This window comes from Solibacillus sp. FSL R7-0682, from assembly GCF_038005985.1.
GTDB lineage: Bacteria > Bacillota > Bacilli > Bacillales_A > Planococcaceae > Solibacillus.
In genome coordinates, this window is the sequence record NZ_JBBOUI010000001.1 from 1,070,777 (window position 1) to 1,091,852 (window position 21,076).

Sequence of the window (21,076 nt, forward strand, 5' to 3'; positions counted from 1 at the left end):
TTGATTAAGTTATAAATGTATGAATTTCTTTATATATAAATAATACAATTTACGTTTTCTCTTTACAATAACAAAAACATTTTGTATTCTAGATTAGAACTGGTCAGACCACTTTTAGATAATTGAGGTGAGTAAAGTGGAGCAAAAGCCTGCCAAAAAAATGTTTTTACAAATTGTGAAGCAATTACGTGACTTAATAGCAGAGCAAAATATTCAAGAAGGAGAAAAATTGCCTTCTGAAAGGGTGTTGAGTGAGCAGCTTCAAGTTGGTCGATCTTCTGTCAGGGAGGCACTACGAAGTTTGGAGCTACTAGGTCTAATTGAAACAAGGCATGGTGGGGGTACTTATTTAGCAAGCGTGCAACAACATCAGTTTGTCGAAATTGTTGGCTCCTTTATATTACAAGATGGGAAGTCAATTGAAGATGTTGAAGCAACTAGACAAATGCATGAAAAAGAGGCGATTCGACTAATTTGCCGGTCTCTATCATTACGTTCGCTCCCGATATGGGAAAGCTTTTTTATTAAGGTTGAGTTAGAGCAACCGTTGGCTAGAAAAGACATTTTACGAGAATGTATGATTGTTTCAGGCAATCGCTTAGCTTATAAAATTTGGCTACAATTATCGGCTTATAGTAACCAATCAATGCAACAGGAACTGTTGAAAATGGAAAAACTACATGTAGAAACGATGATTACATCAATGCAAATGGGTTACGAAAAAGAAGCAATAGAAGCTTATGAAAAATGGATGACAATTATAAAAGATTGAGAACTTCATGGGAATTCAAAGGGGGATTATGATGTCAATTCGAGATATATTTTCAATTAGTCGTAAAAAAAACATGGGAACAATTACAAAAAAAACAGATGAAAAAGCTTTTCCTGAAGGCATTGTAACGAAATGTCCAAAATGTAAAACAATTCATGTCACAAAGGAAATTGAGAAAAATTTAAAAGTATGTCCAAAATGTGAATTTCATTTTAATATGACAGCAATCGAACGTATTAACTCATTTTTAGACGCAGATTCATTTACTTCGATGGATGATCATTTACAAACAATCAATCCATTAAACTTTCCGGCCTACGTGGAAAAGGTCAATGCGGATAAATTAAAAACGGGATTAAACGAAGCCGTCCTAACTGGTGTTGGGGCATTAAAGGGAATGCAAGTTGTTGTTGCTGTCATGGACTCACATTTCCGTATGGGATCGATGGGTTCAGTCGTTGGAGAAAAAATTACTCGTGCTGTAGAAAAAGCAACGGAATTACGTGTTCCTTTTATTATATTTACAGCAAGTGGCGGGGCACGTATGCAAGAAGGTGTGTTATCGCTCATGCAAATGGCCAAAACAAGTGTTGCCCTAAAACGCCACAGTGACGAAGGGTTACTATATATTTCCATTTTGACACATCCAACTACTGGTGGTGTCTCTGCAAGTTTTGCATCAATTGGTGATTTTAATATTGCAGAGCCTCAAAGCTTAATTGGTTTTGCTGGGAGACGTGTTATCGAGCAAACCGTACGTGAGAAATTGCCGGAGGATTTCCAAACAGCAGAATTTTTACTAGATCATGGTCAGCTTGATGCAATATTTAGCCGACTAGAGATGCGAGACAAAATTGCAACGATTGTAAAATTACATGTACAGGAGGGGATTTTACATGACTAAATTAATGGCCTTTGAAGAACCCGTTGTAAAACTACGTGAAAAAATTGATGAATTAAAAACAATCGCTGTAGAAGCAGAAGTAGATATGAGTGGGGAAATTGAAAAGCTTGAAACACGGTTACAGCAATTAGAGCAAAGTATTTATGCTAATATGGAGCCGTGGGACCGTGTACAAGTAGCACGTCATCCTGAACGTCCTACGACACTTGATTATATATCACGTATTTTTGATGATTTTATTGAGTTACATGGTGATCGTACTTTTAAAGATGATGCAGCCATTGTTGGTGGAATTGCTTCTTTTAATGGGCAACCAGTGACAATTATCGGGCACCAGCGTGGTAAAACAACAAAAGAAAATATTCGCCGTAACTTTGGGATGCCTCATCCTGAGGGCTACCGTAAAGCATTACGATTAATGAAGCAAGCAGAAAAGTTTAAACGTCCGATCATTTGTTTTATTGATACAAAAGGTGCTTATCCGGGGAAAGCTGCGGAAGAGCGTGGACAAAGTGAGGCTATCGCAAGAAATCTGTTTGAAATGGCAGGACTAAGGGTACCGATTATTAGTATTGTTATTGGTGAAGGTGGAAGTGGTGGTGCACTTGCATTAGGAGTAGCCAACAAAATACTAATGCTTGAAAATGCTACTTATTCAGTTATTTCACCAGAAGGAGCAGCTTCGATTTTATGGAAGGATGCGAGCTATGCAAAACAAGCAGCAGAGGCGATGAAAATTACAGCACCAGATTTAAAGCAATTGCAAATTATTGATGGCATCATTCCAGAAGTGGCTGGTGGTGCACATAAAAATATTGAAAAACAAATCCTTACGATGAGAGAATGTATTCTTGATACGTTGAATGAATTATCTCAAATGACTGAAGAGCAATTAATTGAAAATCGTTATTCTAAATTTAAAAATATTGGACAATTTGCCGAGCTATAATCCTTGTAATTGGTAGATTTAGGGACTAAAGAATGCGTGGAAGCGCATTCTTTAATTTTTTTGTAAAGCTTTGTATAAATGTTGCCTTGAATAGTTACATATAGATGTTTTTTTATGTTAATGTGAGTGTATGAGTAATCTGAGAGGAGATTTCTAAAATGAAGAAGATTGCGGTTTTAACGAGTGGAGGAGATGCTCCAGGAATGAATGCTGCTATCCGTGCAGTTGTTCGAAAAGCGCGTTTTCATGATGTAGAAGTTGTCGGAGTTTATCATGGCTTCCAAGGGCTCTATAAAGGTAACTACGAATTACTAGATATCGGTTCTGTTGGTGATATTATTCAACGTGGCGGAACAAAATTATTTTCGGCACGTTTTCCAGAATTCAAAGAAGAAGAATATCAATTGAAAGCAATAGAACGCATGAAAGAAGCGGGTATTGAAGGTTTAGTTGTCATTGGGGGCGATGGTTCTTATCGCGGTGCGATGGAATTGACGAAAAAAGGATTCCCATGTGTTGGAATTCCAGGCACAATAGATAACGATGTACCTGGTACAGAATATACGATTGGTTTTGATACAGCTTTAAATACAGTCGTAGAATCAATTGATAAAATTCGTGATACGGCAACAAGTCACGAAAATACATTTGTAATTGAAGTTATGGGTCGTGATGCAGGGGATATCGCCTTATGGGCGGGACTTGCTGCGGGGGCAGAATCGATTCTTATTCCAGAAGAAGATTTTGATTTGGAAGCAATTATAACACGTTTAGAACGAGGTGCTGCGCGTGGAAAGCGTCACAGTATCATCATCGTTGCAGAAGGTGTCATGAATGGCCACAAACTAGCTAAACATCTTGAAGAGCGCACAGGAGTAAAAATTAGAACTTCTGTTTTAGGGCATATTCAGCGTGGAGGTTCCCCATCTGCTCGTGATCGTGTAATAGCTGGAAGACTAGGTGCGCGTGCTGTAGAGCTTTTATTGGAAAATAAAGGTGGACGTGCAGTAGGTGTAAAAAGCCATAATGTGGTCGATTATGATTTACAACAAGCATTTGAACAGAAACATGTAGCAGATTTAAGTCTATATACTTTATCAAAAGAACTATCAATTTAATGTACAACGGAGATGACAGAATATGAGAAAAACGAAAATTGTATGTACGATTGGACCAGCAAGTGAATCACCAGAGATGTTAGATAAATTAATCACTGCGGGAATGAATGTAGCACGGTTAAACTTCTCTCACGGAAATCATGAGGAGCATGCGATTCGAATTGCAGCAATTCGTGATGCATCAGAGCGTATGAAAAAACCAGTGGGCATTTTATTAGACACAAAAGGTCCAGAAATTCGTACACATTCGATGGAAAACGGAGAATTACACTTAGTTACTGGACAAGTAATCGATATTTCAATGACAGAAGTTTTAGGCAACGAATCTGTTTTTTCTGTTACGTATGAACGATTAATTGAAGACGTTGAGCAAAATGACATTATTTTATTGGATGATGGATTAATTCAATTACGTGTGCTAGCAAAAGATTTAGAAGCAGGTCGTATTCATACAATCGTTGAAAACGCAGGTATTTTAAAAAATAAAAAAGGTGTAAACGTTCCGGGTGTATCAGTGAAATTACCTGGTATTACAGAGAAAGATGCAGCGGATATTTTATTCGGTATCGATCAAGGCGTAGACTTTATTGCAGCATCATTTGTACGTACTGCTAAGGATGTATTAGAAATTCGTGAGTTATTAGAGCAAAATAATGGTAGCCACATTCAAATTATCCCAAAAATTGAAAACCAAGAAGGCGTAGATAATATCGATGAAATTATCGAAGTTTCAGATGGTTTAATGGTAGCACGTGGAGATTTAGGAGTTGAAATTCCAGCTGAAGAAGTACCGCTTGTTCAAAAGTCCTTAATTAAAAAATGTAATCAAGTAGGTAAACCAGTTATTACAGCAACTCAAATGTTAGACTCGATGCAACGCAACCCGCGTCCAACACGTGCGGAAGCATCAGACGTAGCAAACGCTATTTTTGATGGTACAGATGCAATTATGTTATCAGGTGAAACGGCTGCTGGTCTTTATCCAGTAGAATCAGTTACAACAATGAACAAAATTGCATTACGTACAGAAAATTCATTAGACTATCGTGCAATTGTAACGCAACGTAGCCGCGAAAAAGGAGCGAATATGACAGAGGCAATTTCACAAGCTGTTGCCTTTACATCTATTAATTTAGGTGTAAGTGCCGTATTAGCGCCAACAGAAAGTGGAAACACGGCACGCATGATTGCGAAGTATCGCCCTGGTGTATCCATTATCGCCGTAACAAGTCAGACTACTACTGCTCAAAAATTAACATTAGTTTGGGGCGTTAAGCCAATCGTGACACAGCGTGTGACGACAACAGATGAAATTTTAGAGCTTTCAGTTGATGAAGCATTAAAATATGAATATGTAAGTCACGGGGATGTTGTTATCATTACTGCAGGTGTACCAGTTGGTGAAGCTGGGACAACGAACTTAATGAAAGTACACGTGATCGGGGATTTATTGGCACGTGGTCAAGGAATTGGTAAAGCTTCCGTAGTAGGTAAAGCAATTATCGCAAAAAATGCGGGTGAAGCATTAGCCTATGATACAGAAGGAGCAATCATTGTTACGGTTGGTACGGACCGTGAAATGATGCCAGCAATTGAAAACTGTGTAGGGATTATTACAGAAGAGGGTGGCTTAACGAGTCATGCAGCTGTGGTTGGCCTTAGCCTTGGTATTCCTGTCATTGTTGGTGTGAAAGAAGCAACAACATTGATCCGCAGTGGTCAAGAAATTACAATGGATGCAGAAACTGGCGTAATTTATAAAGGACATGCAAGCGTACTATAAAATTTCTAGAGCTGCTCGAGAATGGTCTACTCGAGCAGCTTTTTTTGAAACCTTTTAGCTAATAATTCGTATATAAACTATAGAGGAGGCAATTGTCATGAAAAAATTGTTAATTGGATTACTTGCACTTGTTTTCGCTGAAATCGCACTATTTATAGTAGTTGGAAATGCGATCGGTGTTTTCTATACATTATTATTAATTGTTTTTACATCAGTAGCCGGGGTATTAATTGCCAAGAAACGCGGTACAAAATCTGTCCAGGATATTCAAAAAAGCTTAGCTGAAGGGCAACCACCTGGTATTCCAATGATCGAAACATTTATGATCTTTATTGGGGGGATTTTATTAGCTCTACCTGGATTTTTAACAGATTTAATTGGGTTATTATTTGTTTTAGGAATTACAAGAAATTTATTTAAGCCACTCATTTTTTACGTCTTACGTAAAAAAATGAAAAATGGACAAGTTGTTATTTTGCAAAGATAGTACTTTGTTTTAGCTTTAAGGCGATTACTAAAAAGATTGGGCTAAGTAAGATGCCATAAAAACCAAAAATTAATACAGAGCCAGCGCTAATTAAGAATGTATGAATCATGCGAATATGAAGTGTATGTGACCAAAGCATTGATTCTGTTAGCTGCCTTGTAATTTGTACGAAAATGTAAAGGACAACGAGAGCCAGCGCAAGAAAATGGTTTTGTACAAAAAAATGGTAAATAGCAAGTGGGATTAGAAAAAGCCCGATGCCTAAAAAGGGAAGAATGTCCGCTAAAGCAATAACGAATGCTGTCATAATAGGAGCGCTAAAGGATAAAAAGTAAAACCCAATACTAAGTAAAATGAATGTAAGTGTAAAAAGCTGAAGCTCCACAAAAATAAAATAGCTAATAAGTGACATCGCTTTTGCAAAATAGCGAGACCACTCTTCTCGATAGGCTTTTGGGGTATATGTAAAAAACCAAAGTCTATTTTTTTTGCTTTCAAAGAGTGAAAAGTAAAACGTAATTGTAAATAAAAATAAATCAAACAATGAATTTAAGCTGTTTTTAACGGTATCAATAAGAAATATTGTAATGTCGTTCAATATCGTTGAAAGCTTTTCTATGATGTATGGCACTAATGGATCTTCGATGTATTTTAAAGAAAAGGAATACAATGTCGTTTGAACGGAAGGAAGAAGCTGCAACAAACTTTGAATAAGTAAAAAACCAATTACACCAACTAGAGAGAAGATTGTAAGCGAAAGAAATATTACAATGAGTGGGAATGGTAGTTTTGTTAGGCGTTTAAAAAAATCAAATATAGGGAATAGTATATATGCAAGAAAAAGTCCTAAAGCAATAGGAAAAGTGAAATAAATTAATGCAAAATAAAGTAACATAATGACATATTTACCACTTTTTGAAAGGAAACTATCGAAACTATTTTGTTGAATCACTCAATTCACTCCTAAATTATGCCATATATATCTCGTTAGAATCATTAAATTCTCTTTAAAACACAAAATCTATCACCTATGCTTTTTTTTCTTAAAATCAGAGGATTTCATTCACAAAGCCGTCAAAATTGATTATAATGAGTTGTGTAAGCGATTTACTTATAGGTTCATTGAGCAGAACAATATGAGTGTAACTCTTTTATAGAAAGAAAAGAAAGCACTTACAAAACTAATTTATTAAGTGAAGGAGCGATTTTTTTATGTCAGCAACTAAAGGTTTAGAAGGTATCGTAGCAGCGGAATCTAAGATCAGTTCTATTATCGATGATACACTTACATATGTAGGTTATGGCATCGACGACCTTACTAACAACGCTACATTTGAAGAAGTAGTATTTTTATTATGGAACACACGTTTACCAAACGCAGAAGAATTAGCTAACTTAAAAGCAGAATTAGCTAAAAACATGGAGATTCCATCGGCAATTACTGATTTATTCAAATCTATGCCATTAAACACAGTACACCCAATGGCTGCACTACGTACAGCTGTATCTATGTTAGGTACATTTGACGATGAAGCAGACGTAATGGAAGCAGAAGCTAACTACCGTAAAGCAATTCGTTTACAAGCGAAAATTGGTACAGTAGTAACTACTTTTGCACGTGTACGTCAAGGTAAAGAGCCATTAGCTCCAAAACCAGAATTAGGTTATGCAGCTAACTTCTTATATATGTTAACTGGTGAAGAGCCAGAAGCAATCGCAATAGAAGCATTTGACAAAGCGTTAATTCTACACGCTGACCACGAGTTAAACGCTTCAACATTCACTGCACGTGTATGTGTAGCTACATTATCAGATGTTTATTCTGGTGTTACTGCTGCAATCGGCGCATTAAAAGGCCCATTACACGGTGGTGCTAACGAGCAAGTTATGAAAATGTTAACTGAAATCGGTTCATTAGATAACGTAGAAGCTTGGGTACAAAACAAACTTGATAACAAAGAAAAAATCATGGGCTTCGGTCACCGCGTATACCGTAAAGGCGACCCACGTGCACCTCACTTACGTGTAATGTCTGAAAAGTTAACTAAGTTAACTGGTAAACCAGAATTATACGATATGTCAGTGAAAATTCACGACATGATCGTTGAGCAAAAGAACCTACCTGCAAACGTAGACTTCTTCTCAGCATCAGTATATGATTCTTTAGGTATCGAGCATGACTTATTCACACCAATCTTTGCAGTATCTCGTACTTCAGGTTGGGTAGCGCACATTTTAGAGCAGTATGCAAACAACCGCTTAATCCGTCCACGTGCGGAATATGTTGGTCCAGATATGCAAAAATACATTCCAATTAACGAGCGCTAATTAAAAAAGTATGTTAAAATATCTAGGATTGTGTACTAACACAGTCCTAGATTTATGATTATTAGGAGGCAAATTTCCAATGACTAACAAAATTGTAGTAGAAAACGGTAAATTAATCGTTCCAAACAGTCCTGTTATCCCATTCATCGAGGGTGACGGAATTGGTCCAGATATCTGGGCTGCGGCTTCTCGCGTTATTGACGCAGCAGTAGAAAAAGCTTACAACGGCGAAAAGAAAATCGAGTGGTTAGAAGTATTAGCGGGTGAAAAAGCATTCAACCAAACTGGTGAATGGTTACCACAAGAAACTTTAGATAAAATCAACGAATACTTAATCGCAATTAAAGGTCCTTTAACAACTCCAATCGGTGGCGGTATCCGTTCCCTAAACGTAGCATTACGTCAACAACTTGACTTATATGTATGCTTACGCCCAGTACGTCACTTTGATGGTGTACCTTCTCCAGTTAAACGTCCAGAAGATGTTAACATGGTAATTTTCCGTGAAAACACTGAAGATATCTATGCTGGTATCGAATTTGAAGCTGGTTCTGACCAAGCTAAAAAAATTATCGACTTCTTACAAACAGAATTCGGTACAAAAAACATTCGTTTCCCAGAAACTTCAGGTATCGGTGTAAAACCTGTATCTAAAGAAGGTACTGAGCGTTTAGTACGTTCTGCTATCGAATATGCTATCAAACACAACCAACCAACTGTTACTTTAGTACACAAAGGTAACATCATGAAGTTCACTGAAGGTGGATTCAAAAAATGGGGTTATGAATTAGCTGAAAAAGAATTCGGTGCACAAGTATTCACTTGGAACCAATATGATGCAATTAAAGCTGAGCAAGGCGAAGCGGCTGCTAACGAAGCACAAGCTAAAGCTGTAGCTGAAGGCAAAATCATCGTAAAAGATTCTATCGCTGATATCTTCTTACAACAAATCTTAACTCGTCCAAATGAGTTTGACGTAGTAGCTACAATGAACTTAAACGGTGACTACATCTCTGATGCATTAGCTGCTCAAGTTGGTGGTATTGGTATCGCTCCAGGTGCTAACATTAACTACGTAACTGGTCACGCTATTTTCGAAGCTACTCACGGTACTGCTCCTAAATATGCTGGACAAGATAAAGTAAACCCATCTTCAGTATTATTATCAGGCGTATTAATGCTTGAGCACTTAGGATGGCAAGAAGCTGCGGACTTAATTACGAACTCTGTAGAGAAAACTATCTCTTCTAAGTATGTTACTTATGACTTCGCACGTTTAATGGATGGCGCAACAGAAGTTAAATGTTCTGAGTTCGCTACTCGTTTAATCGAAAACTTCTAATTATAGCTTAAAACTTGCCATTTTATGTGAAATTATTAACAATTTATTTTAATTTGAATAATATTGTGAACATAATAAATCACTATAAAGGCACTTATTTACATTACCTATATAAGTTTCAAATAAATAGTAGTAAGAAAAAGGGAGAGAGCATTATGTTTTCTCCCTTTTTTGTACAACATAAAGTTATACAATAATGTTTTGAATAGGAGCGATTCTGATGGTGTTGAAACGTAAAAAGATTTCCGTAATTGGTAGTGGATTTACAGGGGCAACAGCTGCATTTTTAACAGCCCAAAAAGAATTAGGTGATGTTGTACTATTGGATATTCCAAATGCAGAAAACCCAACAAAAGGGAAAGCATTAGATATGTGGGAAGCCGCACCTGTTCAAGGTTTTGATTCCTATGTGAAAGGCACTTCAAACTATGAAGATACAGCAAATTCTGACATCGTATTAATTACTGCAGGAGTTGCGCGTAAACCAGGTATGAGTCGTGACGATTTAGTTCAAATCAATCAAGGCGTTATGAAGTCTGTTTCGAAGGAAATCGCTCGTACGTCGCCGAACGCAACAATAATTGTATTAACAAATCCTGTAGATGCAATGACATATACAGTATTTAAAGAGACTGGATTCCCGAAAAATCGTGTAATAGGTCAATCAGGGGTGCTTGATACTGCTCGCTTCCGTGCATTCGTTGCAGAAGAGTTAAATGTATCTGTAAAAGATATAACAGCGTTAGTATTAGGTGGGCATGGTGATACAATGGTTCCATTGACACGTTATGCATCTGTAGGTGGAGTTCCATTGGAAAGCCTTATCCCTTCTGAACGTCTAGAGCAAATTGTTCAGCGTACACGTGTGGGTGGTGGTGAAATTGTAAACTTATTAGGAAATGGTTCTGCCTATTATGCACCAGCAGCAGCGATGGTGGAAATGGCAGAAGCAGTTTTAAAAGATCAAAAACGAATTTTACCATCCATTGCATATTTAGAGGGCGAGTACGGCTATGATGGAATTTATTTAGGTGTGCCAACACTATTAGGTGCAAATGGAATAGAGAAGATTTTTGAGTTACAATTAACAAACGATGAAAAAGTTGCATTAGATCATTCAGCAGAAGCTGTAAAAGATGTAATGAACGCTTTAATTTAAGTATGATTAACCTAAGTGAAGTATAAATTAAAAATTGCCCGCTTGGATTAAGATTGGATTTGAAAAGATGTCAAAGCAACAAAAGTTAGAAAGAAAAATATTATGGTTATCCCTAAGTACAGGTCTGTTTTTTGTACTTTTTGAGTTTATAATTGCTATTTATACTAAATCCCAGTCCGTATTGATGGATGCTGCTTACGATGCATCGGAATTATTAATGATTGGTTTGACTTTATTTTTAATTCCTTTGTTTCATCGACCTATTTCGGAAAAACATCCTTTTGGATATGCTCAAATTGAGTCCTTTTTAGTAATTATTAAAGGTTTTATGTTATTAGCAGTTACATTAGGGTTGTCTGCAAATAGCGTAGAAATTGCATTATCCGGAGGAAACATTATAGATGGAAAATTGGTTTCTATTTTTCAATTTATTATTGCATTAGCAAGTTTAGTTGTACTGTATTTTATGATGCGTATAAATAAATCATTGTCTTCACCAATCATCAAAATGGAGATTTATGGATGGAAAATTGATGTAGTCTACAGTATTGGAATGGGTATTGCTTTTTTTGCTTCTACTTTTCTTGAAGGAACAAAGTTAGCATTTATTTCACCCTATTTTGACCAAATAATTGCTGTACTGATTATCTTATTTATGTTGCCAGAAGCTTTAAAAATGCTAATCCGTGCGATTAAAGACGTATTTTTATTTTCACCTGAAAAAGAAGTGATGGAGAAAGTGAAAGGGATTTGCGAAGACGTATTAAGAGATACAGATTTACAAGCCGTATTTTATGATGTTACTCGGACTGGAAGAAGAATGTGGGTTTCGATTTATTTTAATTCTTCTAAAGACTATTTACATGTTGAAGCATTAGAAAATATAACAAATCAAATAAATATTGAACTAGCAGAGCATATTGAAAATTGTGTCTGTGAATTAGTCTTGGCTAAAAGAGATTCAAAGTATTTATAATTTTTGATGTGTTTATTTTTGTTTTAATTTTGCGTGAGATTCTAAAATAGAATGGCTTCTATCGCATTTATGATGTGGCAGCCATTCTGTTTTGGGTTTTTAGAAAAGGAAATGGAAGTAAAAAAGGAAAACGAAGAATTACTTACATCTCTATTTGTACTTTTTATAAAAAGTTGATACTATGAATGTAGACTCTAGTTGCTTCACTTGCTTGCGATGATGAGGTTATGAAAGTTTCACCACCATACAAAGAAATGGAATAATTGATTTGAAATGGGGGTTTCAAATCGATTTTGGAGGAAGCACATAATGGGAAAAACGATTTTAGTAGTAGAAGATGAAATTTCAATTGCTACATTATTAAAATACAATTTAGAGCAGGCAGGCTATTCGGTACTGCTGGCACATGATGGTCAGGCTGGATTAGATACTGCTGTGGAGCAATCACCAGATCTAATGCTACTGGATTTAATGTTGCCAAAGTTAGATGGAGTAGAGGTTTGTAAGGAGCTACGTAGATTACGTATTAATATTCCAATTATTATGTTAACTGCTCGTGATGACGAGTTTGATAAAGTGCTTGGTTTAGAACTTGGCGCAGATGATTATATGACAAAACCATTTAGCCCACGTGAAGTGATCGCACGCGTAAAGGCCGTGTTACGACGTTTTTCTGTGCCCGTTATTGAAGAAGTTGTGGAAACAGATGAAGTCGTATACTCATTTGGAAAGCTTCAAGTATATCCTGAAAGATTTGAGGCATTTATCGATGAACAATCATTAGAGTTCACACCAAAGGAATTTGAACTTTTAGTATACTTATTAGAAAATAAAAACCGTGTGTTAACACGAGATCAGCTTCTAAGCGCAGTTTGGAATTATGATTTTGCCGGGGATACACGTATTGTTGATGTGCATATTAGCCATTTGCGCGATAAAATTGAAGAAAATAGCCGTAAACCGGTATATATTAAGACAATTCGTGGTTTAGGTTATAAGTTTGAGGAGCCAAAAAAATAATGAATACAATAACGAATCGTTTGTTTTATTCCTTTATTTTTGTTATTGGGTCGATTTTAGCTGTTCTAGGGTTGTTCATAGGGCAGCTTTTTCCTTTTTTTGCAGAAGAGTATGTCCAATCAACGGTAGCTGAAAATGAGCAAAAGCTTGAACAGGTGTTAAAAGAAGAAAATATTGAACTTACTTCAAGTCAAAAAGATGCATTAATGACGACATATGAAATGGATAAAGAATCTGAAAGCTATGACGAGATTCGAAAGCGTTTATACTTATTAATTGCACTACTAATTGCTGTTTCATGTTTTTTAATGGCCGTTATGGCACACCGAGTAGCGAGTAATTTTATTCATCCAATCATTAATATTACCCGTACAGCAATAGAGCTATCAAAAGGAAACTACCGTGCCCGTGCCTTTGCAAATGGCCCGAAAACAGTAGTAGAATTACGTAATTCAATCAATATATTAGCACGAAATTTACAAGATATTACGAAGACACGTGTTATAGAAGAAGAACGGTTAAAAACGTTAATTGAAAATATGGGAAGTGCCCTTATGATGATTGATCGTGAAGGGCAAGTTTCAATTGTTAACAAAAAATTTCAAATGTTATTTGAACTAGAAAAGGAACAGCTTATCGGGAAAAATTTCTTGAATTTAGGCTTACCTAAGCAATTAGAGGAATTTATCGACCATGTATTTTTAACTGAAATGCCGTACCGTCAGCAATTAGAAATGGAAATCAGTGAGGAATTGTACATTGAGCAAGTGTATGGTGCTCCAGTAGTAGGAGAGCATGGAAGATGGCTTGGAGTAGTCATTGTCATGCATGATATAAGTGAGCTTGTGCGCTTAGAGCAAATTCGTAAAGATTTCGTTGCGAACGTTTCACACGAATTAAGAACGCCGATTACGTCGATCAAAGGCTTTTCTGAAACATTACTAGATGGTGCATTTAAAGATGAGCAAATGCTGTTATCATTTTTAGGAATCATTTATGAGGAAAGTAATCGAATTGAGGTGCTTGTACATGACTTATTGGAGCTTTCTAAAATCGAACGGCATGGATTTACTCTCGATGTTGTTCCGACAAAGCTTCAAGATATACTAATACGTGTTGTAGATTTAACCAGCTCTCAATTAGAAAATAAAAATATGCAATTTGAAGTTGAGATTGAACAGGATGCTGTCATATTAGGTGATGTTAATCGACTCATGCAAATCTTCACAAATCTTATTAACAATGCTATTTCCTATTCTAAAGAAGAAACGACCATTACATTGCGTATTAGTACGAATGAACAATACGGTATTTTTGAAGTAAAGGACCAAGGAATTGGGATTGAAAAGAGTGAGGTATCACGGATTTTTGAACGTTTTTACCGAGTAGACCGAGCGCGTAGCCGAAATTCTGGAGGGACTGGACTAGGCCTTTCGATTGTTAAACACTTAATTGAGGCGCATCAAGGGAAAATTCAAGTTTCTAGTGAAGTCGGGAAAGGAACAAGTATGAAAGTGTTTTTACCACTAAAAAAATAAGCCTTAACAATGTCTTTACAAATTAATTATATTCCCTTTATATTCAAGTGCTATAGTACCTTATAGAAACCCCCGTTTCAAAGGTAACAGGAATTAGCTTGAATAAGGTTGTTTACAAAATGCAGTCTGTCCATGAATGTGGATGGTCTGCTTTTTGTTTTTGAAAAATAATAAAATTTAAAATATCGAAACTTTTTGTAAGCCTTAACCGTAAAATGAATAGACTTACAAATTTGTTAGGGGGAAATTACGATGAGTGCAAAGCGAACGCTATTACTTATTGGTCTTGGACTATTTACTATTATTGCATTAATCGCTGTCACAACGTCTTGGTATACTGTAGACGAATCCGAACAGGCCGTTGTCATCACATTTGGTCAAGCCGATGAAACAATTCAAGATTCGGGCTTACATTTTAAATTACCTTGGCCAATCCAAAAAGTAGAAAAATTATCAAAAGAAACATACAGCTTACAATTTGGTTATAAGCAAAACTCGGATGGCACACTAGAAACATTTGATAAAGAAACAAAAATGATTACAGGTGATGAGTTCATTGTATTAACGGATCTTGTCGTACAATGGCGCATTGTTGATCCAAAAAAATATTTATTTAATGCTCAAGAACCTCGTACTATTTTACATAGCGCCACTTCAAGTGCTATTCGTTCAGTTATTGGTAACTCAAAAATAGATGATGCATTAACAGATGGAAAAGCAGATATCGAAGCAAATACACGGGAATTGCTTGTGTCATTAATTGATAAATATGACATTGGTATTAGTATTGTTGGCGTTAAGTTACAGGATGTAGATGTACCAAATGAAGAGGTACGTGCGGCATTTACAGCGGTAACAGATGCTCGTGAAATGAAAAATACTAAAATTAATGAAGCGACAAAATATAAAAACCAACGACTGAGTGAAGTAGAAGGGGAAATTAATGCCATTCTGTCAAAGGCAGAAGGTGAAAAGACGGCCCGTATTGAGCAAGCGAACGGGGAAGTTGCATTATTTAATAACCTATACGAAGAATATCGATTAAATAAAGAAATTACTCGGGAGCGTCTTGTTATTGAAACGTTGGAGGCAGTTTTACCGAACGCACAAATTTATATTATGAATGATGATGGTAGTAGTACATTGAAGTATTTACCTCTACAGCAAACGCAAACGAATTCTTCGACTGAAACGAAGAAGGAAGGAGGTTCGAACTAATGAGTAATAATAAAAATAATTTTGATGGGGATTTAGATAAATTCGTCAAAAAGTTATTCGGTGAAAAGAAAGCACCGAAAAATGTAAAGGACATTACGCCCGATTACAATAATACAGATGAGGTGGCTTCCAATGATAAAGGAACAGCTAAAAAAGCTAAAACACCGCTCTCAAAAAATAAAAAGCCTGTCAATATGAAGCAATGGATTACATCTGCTGTTATTTTAACCGTTGTATTTGCTGCTTTTATTATCGTATTTGCGAACCTTTATGTCGTGAAGGAAAATGAATATAAAGTTGTTCGTCAGTTCGGGGAAGTAGTTAAATATGAAAAAGAGCCAGGTCTTCATATGAAAATTCCATTCATTCAAAGCGTAACAACATTACCTCGAAATTTAATGACACATGATATGACAGAAGAAGAAATTAGTACGAAGGATAAGAAGCGTATTATTATCGATAATTATACCGTTTGGCGTGTAACAGATCCTAAAGCATTAATATCGAATGCAGGACAATTGTTAAATGCAGAAAGTCGGATGGAAGAATTTATTTATTCAGCGCTTCGTACAGAGTTTGGTCAAACGAACTATGAAGATATAATTAACGACAAGAAATCTTCAAGAGGAAATATTAATGATCGCGTAACAGAACGTGTCAATGAATTAATAACAGCTGCGAATTTTGGGATTGAAGTTATGGATGTTCGTATTCGCCGTACGGATTTACCAAAGGAAAACGAGCAGGCGGTTTATACACGTATGGTATCAGAACGCCAATCAACTGCTCAAACGTATATATCGGAAGGGGATGCTGTAAAACGAAGTGAGGAAGCAAAAACGGATCAAGAAGTACAAGTGAAGCTGGCAACCGCAAATAAAAAGGCGGCCATCATTCGAGCAGAAGGCGAATCACAAGCTGCACAAATTTATAATAATGCATACTCAAAAGATCCAGAGTTTTATAGTTTATTTAGAACATTAGAGTCCTATAAGAAGACAATAGGTGATGAAACAATGATTATTATTCCTGCGGATTCACCTTATGCAAAGCTTTTATCTGGTCGGTTAGATTAAGGAGCGGCTACCTTGCGTGATGTATAAATTACATGCGTTCAGGTAGCTTCTCCTTTTTTTCTTGAAATTGGATTCATAAAAAGTTCAAAATATATTACTGAAATATAATATAAATTTGCTATAATAAGGACTAGCTATTTCGTTCATTAGGAAACTATAATTTTTCCTATGAGATAGAAAGAGATTCACTTCTGCTATCTTGCATGTGAAATCTCATTAAAAAGGAGTGTGTTTTCACGTGAGTAAAGCAATTCAAAATAGTTTAATAGCTTTTATTATGGCTACATCAGTAACTGCCATGTTCTTCCAAGCGAATTTTGACTTCATGAAAGTTGAAATTTTTCATATACCCATATTATTTTTAGTCATGCTGCCTTTATGTTTCGTAGTGGCAGAGGATGTTCGAAATTCGTTTAAAAAGGTGCTTTGGTATGAAAAACGTGAAGATAAACTTCCTATTTGGCAAGTTGGTATTGGAATGATCTTCTATTTTACACAAGTTGGCTTTATTGAAGTATTCGCACGTGGCCTAATGCCCTATGATTTAGGCGGTATGCCAATGTATTTAATTATTCCATTTTTAAATGCCTTTCTATTAACAGTTATTTTTGAAGAAATCTTTTATGTAAAAGAGAAAGATACTGTCCAAAATTTTAAATTTAAGAACTTGAAATAATAAGCGCCTTGAAAGAGGTGCTTTTTTATGTTCAATAAAATATTTTCCGATATGTTAATTAAATATTGGCATTTCCGTGCAACTATCGCTAAAGTAGAAGGAGAACATACAATCGTACTTTGTATATTGGAGGAACATGCATGACAAAACAAAAATTACTTTTATTAGATGGCAATAGTTTAGCGTACCGCGCTTTTTTCGCCTTGCCATTACTAACTAACGATAGTGGAATTCATACCAATGCTACTTATGGATTTACGACAATGCTACAAAAAATCATTGGTGAAGAAAACCCAACACAAATGCTTGTTGCATTTGATGCAGGTAAAACAACATTCCGTCATGAATCATTCGGTGAATATAAAGGTGGGCGTCAAAAAACACCACCTGAATTATCAGAACAATTCCCATATATTAGAAAATTGATTGATGCCTATCAAATTAAGCGCTATGAATTAGAGCTTTATGAAGCAGATGATATCATTGGTACATTAGCGAAGCAGGCTGCCGCGCAAGGGACTGAAGTAATCGTTGTTTCAGGAGATAAAGATTTAACACAGCTCGCTACTGAACATATTACAGTTTATATTACGCGTAAAGGGATTACGGATATTGAAAAATATACTCCAGCTCATATTGAAGAAAAATATGGCCTAACACCAGAGCAAATTATTGATATGAAGGGGCTTATGGGAGATCAATCAGATAATATACCAGGTGTACCCGGTGTCGGTGAAAAAACAGCAATTAAATTATTAAAAGAACACGGAACAATTGAAGGATTATATGAAGTAATTGATTCGTTAAAGGCTTCGAAAATGAAGGAGAAGCTAATGGAAAATGAAGAGCTTGCTCATTTATCGAAAAAATTAGCGACGATTTATACAGAGGCACCTTTAACCATTTCATTAGATGATTTAGCTTATCCAGGTCCAAACGAAGAATCCCTGCTAAAAGTGTGGAAAGAATTAGGCTTCAAATCATTAATTGAAAAAAGTGATTTTGAGGAAGAACAAACAGAGCAAGCAGCGCTATCATTTGAAATAATTGAAAAGGTTACATCAGAAATGTTGCAACCTACAATGGCCATTCATTTAGAAATTGAAAATGAACACTACCATAGCTGTGAAGCTCTTGGACTAGCTCTTTCAGATGGTGAAAGAACAGTGTTTACTACAATTGAAGATGTAAAGAATAATGAAGCGTTAAAAGCATGGTTAGAAGATCCAACAAAGAAGAAATTTATAGCGGATAGTAAGGCGACACAAGCGATGCTACATCGATTAAATATTGACCTTCAAGGTGTAGAGTTTGATTTACTTCTAGCTTCGTACATTATGAAGCCATCGATTTCAGGAGATGATGTTGCAACATTAGCAAAAGAGTTTGGTTATAACGCAGTACAATCAAATGAGGCCGTTTATGGGAAGGGCGCAAAAAGGGCTGTACCTGCTATAAATATATTAGCGGAACATGTTAGTAGAAAGGCAGTCGCTGTTTGGAACTTGCAACCTGTACTTGAAGAAAAGCTAAAAGCTAACGAGCAATTTGAGCTATACAAAGATCTTGAGCTACCACTTGCGCACATTTTAGGAAAAATGGAGAGCGAAGGAATTACGGTTAATGTTGATACACTTGAACATATGGGGGATGAGCTAAAAGAAAAACTAGCCGTTATGGAGGCAACGATTTATGAACAGGCGGGGGAAACCTTCAATATTAATTCTCCAAAACAGCTCGGTGTTATTTTATTTGATAAATTAGGCCTCCCAGTTATTAAAAAGACGAAAACAGGCTATTCAACAGCTGCAGATGTATTAGAAAAATTACAATCTGAACATGAAATTGTCCAGCATATTTTAACGTATCGAACATTAGCAAAATTGCAATCAACGTATATTGAAGGCTTAACAAAGGAAGTACATTGTGAAGATTCGAAAGTGCATACCCGCTTCCAACAAGCTTTGACGGCAACAGGACGTTTAAGCTCAACAGATCCAAACTTACAAAATATCCCGATACGCCTTGAGGAAGGAAGAAAAATTCGCCAAGCATTCGTCCCTTCAAAAAAGGATTGGGTATTGTTCGCAGCAGATTACTCACAAATCGAGCTACGTGTACTTGCCCATATGTGTGAAGATCCAGCATTAGTCGATGCCTTTAAGAAAGGAATGGACATCCATACACGTACAGCAATGGATGTATTTGGTGTTGCTGCAGAAGAAGTAAAGAGTAATATGCGTCGTACAGCAAAAGCAGTAAATTTTGGAATTGTGTATGGTATTAGTGATTATGGCTTATCTCAAAGCTTAGACATTACACGAAAAGAAGCAGCGACATTTATCGATAATTATTTAGCAAGTTTCCCAGGTGTAAAAAATTATATGGAAACGATTATTGAAGATGCAAAGAAAACAGGCTATGTGACGACCATTTTAAATCGTCGTCGTTACTTGCCAGACATTACAAGCTCAAACTTTAATTTACGTAGCTTTGCTGAGCGGACAGCAATGAACACACCAATTCAAGGAAGCGCAGCAGACATTATTAAAAAGGCGATGATTGATATGGCTGCACGATTAAAAGAAGAAGGTCTTCAAACAAAGCTACTTTTGCAAGTACACGATGAATTAATTTTCGAAGCGCCTAAAGATGAAATTGAAATTTTAGAACGTATCGTACCAGAAGTAATGGAAAATGCGATTCAGTTACTTGTGCCATTGAAGGTAGATTTCTCATATGGCTCCACATGGTATGATGCAAAGTAAGGAGTTATTAGCATGCCAGAATTACCAGAAGTAGAAGGCGTCGTCCGTGATTTGAGACCAATTGTAGAAGGAAAAACAATTGCACAAGTCGCATTATCAGAAACGGTTTTTACTTCACATGATGCAGGGAAGCAGACGATTGTTAAAAATAATGAACCGCATCAATTCGAACGTTTAATTCAACAAATGACAATTATCGAATTGAAACGGCGCTCAAAATATATTTTCTTTCAGTTGGAAAAAGATGGGGAAACATTCCATTTGATCAACCATCTCGGAATGACTGGAGCTTGGTTTGTCGTAAATGATATTACGGAAATCACAGAGGATAAATTTCGAAAGCATATTCACGCCGTTTTCACTTTAACGACAGGCGAATTACTTGTGTTTTCGGATATTCGTCGATTTGGCGAATTGCGTTTTATAAAAGAGATTGAAGAGCATCCGCCTTTATTGAAAATGGCACCAGAACCATTTGATGAAGATGCGTGTGATTTTTTCATTACACAAAGTGAAAAGCCAAAATATAGAAATAAACCAATTAAAGAGGTTATTATGGATGGTCAAGTAATATCAGGCTGCGGTAATATTTATGCAACGGAGTCACTATTTAAAATGAACATTCATCCTGGAAGAAAAACGAACCGAATTAGTCGTGAACGAAAGCAGCAGTTGTTTCAGGTCATCTGTGATGTGTTGCAGGAAAGTATAAACTCGGGAGGCTCGACGATTTCGGATTATCGAAGCATAAATGGTGGCGCTGGTACAATGCAGCACCGCTTGAAAATGTACGGGAAAAAACAATGTTTAACTTGTGACACTACGACAAAATCAATTGTCATTGCAGGAAGAACATCAACTTATTGCCCGAAATGCCAAAGATAAATACTCAGTGGGTATCTCCAGCTACCGCTAAGTATTCGTCTCGATTAGGGACTATTAATTGAAAATAAAGGGGTATT

General features: G+C 36.2%; 18 protein-coding genes. 17 read left to right on the plus strand and 1 reads right to left on the minus strand.

What is annotated here, in order from left to right; translation table 11 throughout:
- Positions 1–136 precede the first annotated feature (136 nt).
- The 6 genes from MKZ17_RS05500 to MKZ17_RS05525 all read left to right on the plus strand — a co-directional run bounded on the left by MKZ17_RS05500 (position 137) and on the right by MKZ17_RS05525 (position 6,013).
- On the plus strand, positions 137–772 hold the full coding sequence (locus tag MKZ17_RS05500; RefSeq protein ID WP_340722756.1) for a FadR/GntR family transcriptional regulator: 636 nt from the start codon (positions 137–139) through the stop codon (positions 770–772).
- A gap of 31 nt (positions 773–803) precedes the next feature.
- Entirely contained in the window at positions 804–1,676 is an 873-nt protein-coding gene (gene accD, locus MKZ17_RS05505; protein WP_340722757.1) for an acetyl-CoA carboxylase, carboxyltransferase subunit beta, read from the plus strand.
- Entirely contained in the window at positions 1,669–2,625 is a 957-nt protein-coding gene (locus MKZ17_RS05510; protein WP_340722758.1) for an acetyl-CoA carboxylase carboxyltransferase subunit alpha, read from the plus strand. The genes accD and MKZ17_RS05510 overlap by 8 nt, the downstream gene beginning before the upstream one ends.
- 158 nt (positions 2,626–2,783) lie before the next feature.
- Positions 2,784–3,743, plus strand: a complete 960-nt coding sequence (pfkA, locus tag MKZ17_RS05515) for a 6-phosphofructokinase (RefSeq protein ID WP_340722759.1) — start codon at positions 2,784–2,786, stop codon at positions 3,741–3,743.
- A gap of 22 nt (positions 3,744–3,765) precedes the next feature.
- Entirely contained in the window at positions 3,766–5,526 is a 1,761-nt protein-coding gene (gene pyk / locus MKZ17_RS05520; protein ID WP_340722760.1) for a pyruvate kinase, read from the plus strand.
- A gap of 97 nt (positions 5,527–5,623) precedes the next feature.
- Positions 5,624–6,013 (plus strand): FxsA family protein, encoded by a 390-nt coding sequence (locus MKZ17_RS05525; RefSeq protein WP_340722761.1) that lies wholly within the window; start codon positions 5,624–5,626, stop codon positions 6,011–6,013.
- On the opposite strand, the gene MKZ17_RS05530 is transcribed toward MKZ17_RS05525, so the two are convergent.
- On the minus strand, positions 5,997–6,965 hold the full coding sequence (locus MKZ17_RS05530) for an AI-2E family transporter (protein WP_340722762.1): 969 nt from the start codon (positions 6,963–6,965) through the stop codon (positions 5,997–5,999). The genes MKZ17_RS05525 and MKZ17_RS05530 overlap by 17 nt on opposite strands.
- 260 nt (positions 6,966–7,225) lie before the next feature.
- Between MKZ17_RS05530 and citZ the strand changes: the two genes are divergently transcribed.
- From citZ to mutM, 11 genes are all read left to right on the plus strand, one after another.
- Positions 7,226–8,341 carry a citrate synthase gene (gene citZ / locus MKZ17_RS05535; protein ID WP_340722763.1) on the plus strand — a complete coding sequence of 372 codons (1,116 nt, stop codon included), beginning with the start codon at positions 7,226–7,228 and terminating at the stop codon, positions 8,339–8,341.
- Between the two features lie 79 nt (positions 8,342–8,420).
- Positions 8,421–9,683, plus strand: coding sequence for an NADP-dependent isocitrate dehydrogenase (gene icd, locus MKZ17_RS05540; RefSeq protein WP_340722764.1), 1,263 nt, complete (start codon positions 8,421–8,423; stop codon positions 9,681–9,683).
- A 220-nt stretch (positions 9,684–9,903) separates the two neighbouring features.
- Positions 9,904–10,842, plus strand: a complete 939-nt coding sequence (mdh, locus tag MKZ17_RS05545; protein WP_340722765.1) for a malate dehydrogenase — start codon at positions 9,904–9,906, stop codon at positions 10,840–10,842.
- A 67-nt stretch (positions 10,843–10,909) separates the two neighbouring features.
- On the plus strand, positions 10,910–11,818 hold the full coding sequence (locus MKZ17_RS05550; RefSeq protein ID WP_340722766.1) for a cation transporter: 909 nt from the start codon (positions 10,910–10,912) through the stop codon (positions 11,816–11,818).
- 309 nt (positions 11,819–12,127) lie between these two features.
- Positions 12,128–12,838, plus strand: a complete 711-nt coding sequence (locus MKZ17_RS05555) for a response regulator transcription factor (RefSeq protein WP_340722767.1) — start codon at positions 12,128–12,130, stop codon at positions 12,836–12,838.
- On the plus strand, positions 12,838–14,376 hold the full coding sequence (pnpS, locus tag MKZ17_RS05560; protein ID WP_340722768.1) for a two-component system histidine kinase PnpS: 1,539 nt from the start codon (positions 12,838–12,840) through the stop codon (positions 14,374–14,376). The genes MKZ17_RS05555 and pnpS overlap by 1 nt, the downstream gene beginning before the upstream one ends.
- Positions 14,377–14,628: 252 nt before the next feature.
- On the plus strand, positions 14,629–15,594 hold the full coding sequence (hflK, locus tag MKZ17_RS05565; protein ID WP_340722769.1) for an FtsH protease activity modulator HflK: 966 nt from the start codon (positions 14,629–14,631) through the stop codon (positions 15,592–15,594).
- The gene (gene hflC, locus MKZ17_RS05570) at positions 15,594–16,670 is read left to right on the plus strand and encodes a protease modulator HflC (protein WP_340722770.1); all 1,077 of its coding nucleotides are present in this window, start codon (positions 15,594–15,596) and stop codon (positions 16,668–16,670) included. Before hflK ends, hflC begins: the two co-directional genes overlap by 1 nt.
- A gap of 238 nt (positions 16,671–16,908) precedes the next feature.
- Positions 16,909–17,346 carry a DNA polymerase I gene (locus MKZ17_RS05575; protein ID WP_340722771.1) on the plus strand — a complete coding sequence of 146 codons (438 nt, stop codon included), beginning with the start codon at positions 16,909–16,911 and terminating at the stop codon, positions 17,344–17,346.
- Between the two features lie 140 nt (positions 17,347–17,486).
- Positions 17,487–20,114: a DNA polymerase I gene (polA, locus tag MKZ17_RS05580; protein WP_340722772.1), complete on the plus strand. Its 2,628-nt coding sequence runs from the start codon at positions 17,487–17,489 to the stop codon at positions 20,112–20,114.
- Between the two features lie 12 nt (positions 20,115–20,126).
- Complete coding sequence (gene mutM / locus MKZ17_RS05585; protein WP_340722773.1) at positions 20,127–20,999, plus strand: bifunctional DNA-formamidopyrimidine glycosylase/DNA-(apurinic or apyrimidinic site) lyase; 873 nt, start codon at positions 20,127–20,129, stop codon at positions 20,997–20,999.
- The last annotated feature ends 77 nt before the right edge of the window (positions 21,000–21,076 follow it).

Bases quoted from the DNA above. Each gene is read 5' to 3' on its own strand.
- accD (WP_340722757.1), top strand. From the start codon at position 804: ATGTCAATTCGAGATATATTTTCAATTAGTCGTAAAAAAAACATGGGA.
- MKZ17_RS05510 (WP_340722758.1), top strand. From the start codon at position 1,669: ATGACTAAATTAATGGCCTTTGAAGAACCCGTTGTAAAACTACGTGAA.
- pfkA (WP_340722759.1), top strand. From the start codon at position 2,784: ATGAAGAAGATTGCGGTTTTAACGAGTGGAGGAGATGCTCCAGGAATG.
- pyk (WP_340722760.1), top strand. From the start codon at position 3,766: ATGAGAAAAACGAAAATTGTATGTACGATTGGACCAGCAAGTGAATCA.
- MKZ17_RS05525 (WP_340722761.1), top strand. From the start codon at position 5,624: ATGAAAAAATTGTTAATTGGATTACTTGCACTTGTTTTCGCTGAAATC.
- citZ (WP_340722763.1), top strand. From the start codon at position 7,226: ATGTCAGCAACTAAAGGTTTAGAAGGTATCGTAGCAGCGGAATCTAAG.
- icd (WP_340722764.1), top strand. From the start codon at position 8,421: ATGACTAACAAAATTGTAGTAGAAAACGGTAAATTAATCGTTCCAAAC.
- mdh (WP_340722765.1), top strand. From the start codon at position 9,904: ATGGTGTTGAAACGTAAAAAGATTTCCGTAATTGGTAGTGGATTTACA.
- MKZ17_RS05550 (WP_340722766.1), top strand. From the start codon at position 10,910: ATGTCAAAGCAACAAAAGTTAGAAAGAAAAATATTATGGTTATCCCTA.
- MKZ17_RS05555 (WP_340722767.1), top strand. From the start codon at position 12,128: ATGGGAAAAACGATTTTAGTAGTAGAAGATGAAATTTCAATTGCTACA.
- pnpS (WP_340722768.1), top strand. From the start codon at position 12,838: ATGAATACAATAACGAATCGTTTGTTTTATTCCTTTATTTTTGTTATT.
- hflK (WP_340722769.1), top strand. From the start codon at position 14,629: ATGAGTGCAAAGCGAACGCTATTACTTATTGGTCTTGGACTATTTACT.
- hflC (WP_340722770.1), top strand. From the start codon at position 15,594: ATGAGTAATAATAAAAATAATTTTGATGGGGATTTAGATAAATTCGTC.
- polA (WP_340722772.1), top strand. From the start codon at position 17,487: ATGACAAAACAAAAATTACTTTTATTAGATGGCAATAGTTTAGCGTAC.
- mutM (WP_340722773.1), top strand. From the start codon at position 20,127: ATGCCAGAATTACCAGAAGTAGAAGGCGTCGTCCGTGATTTGAGACCA.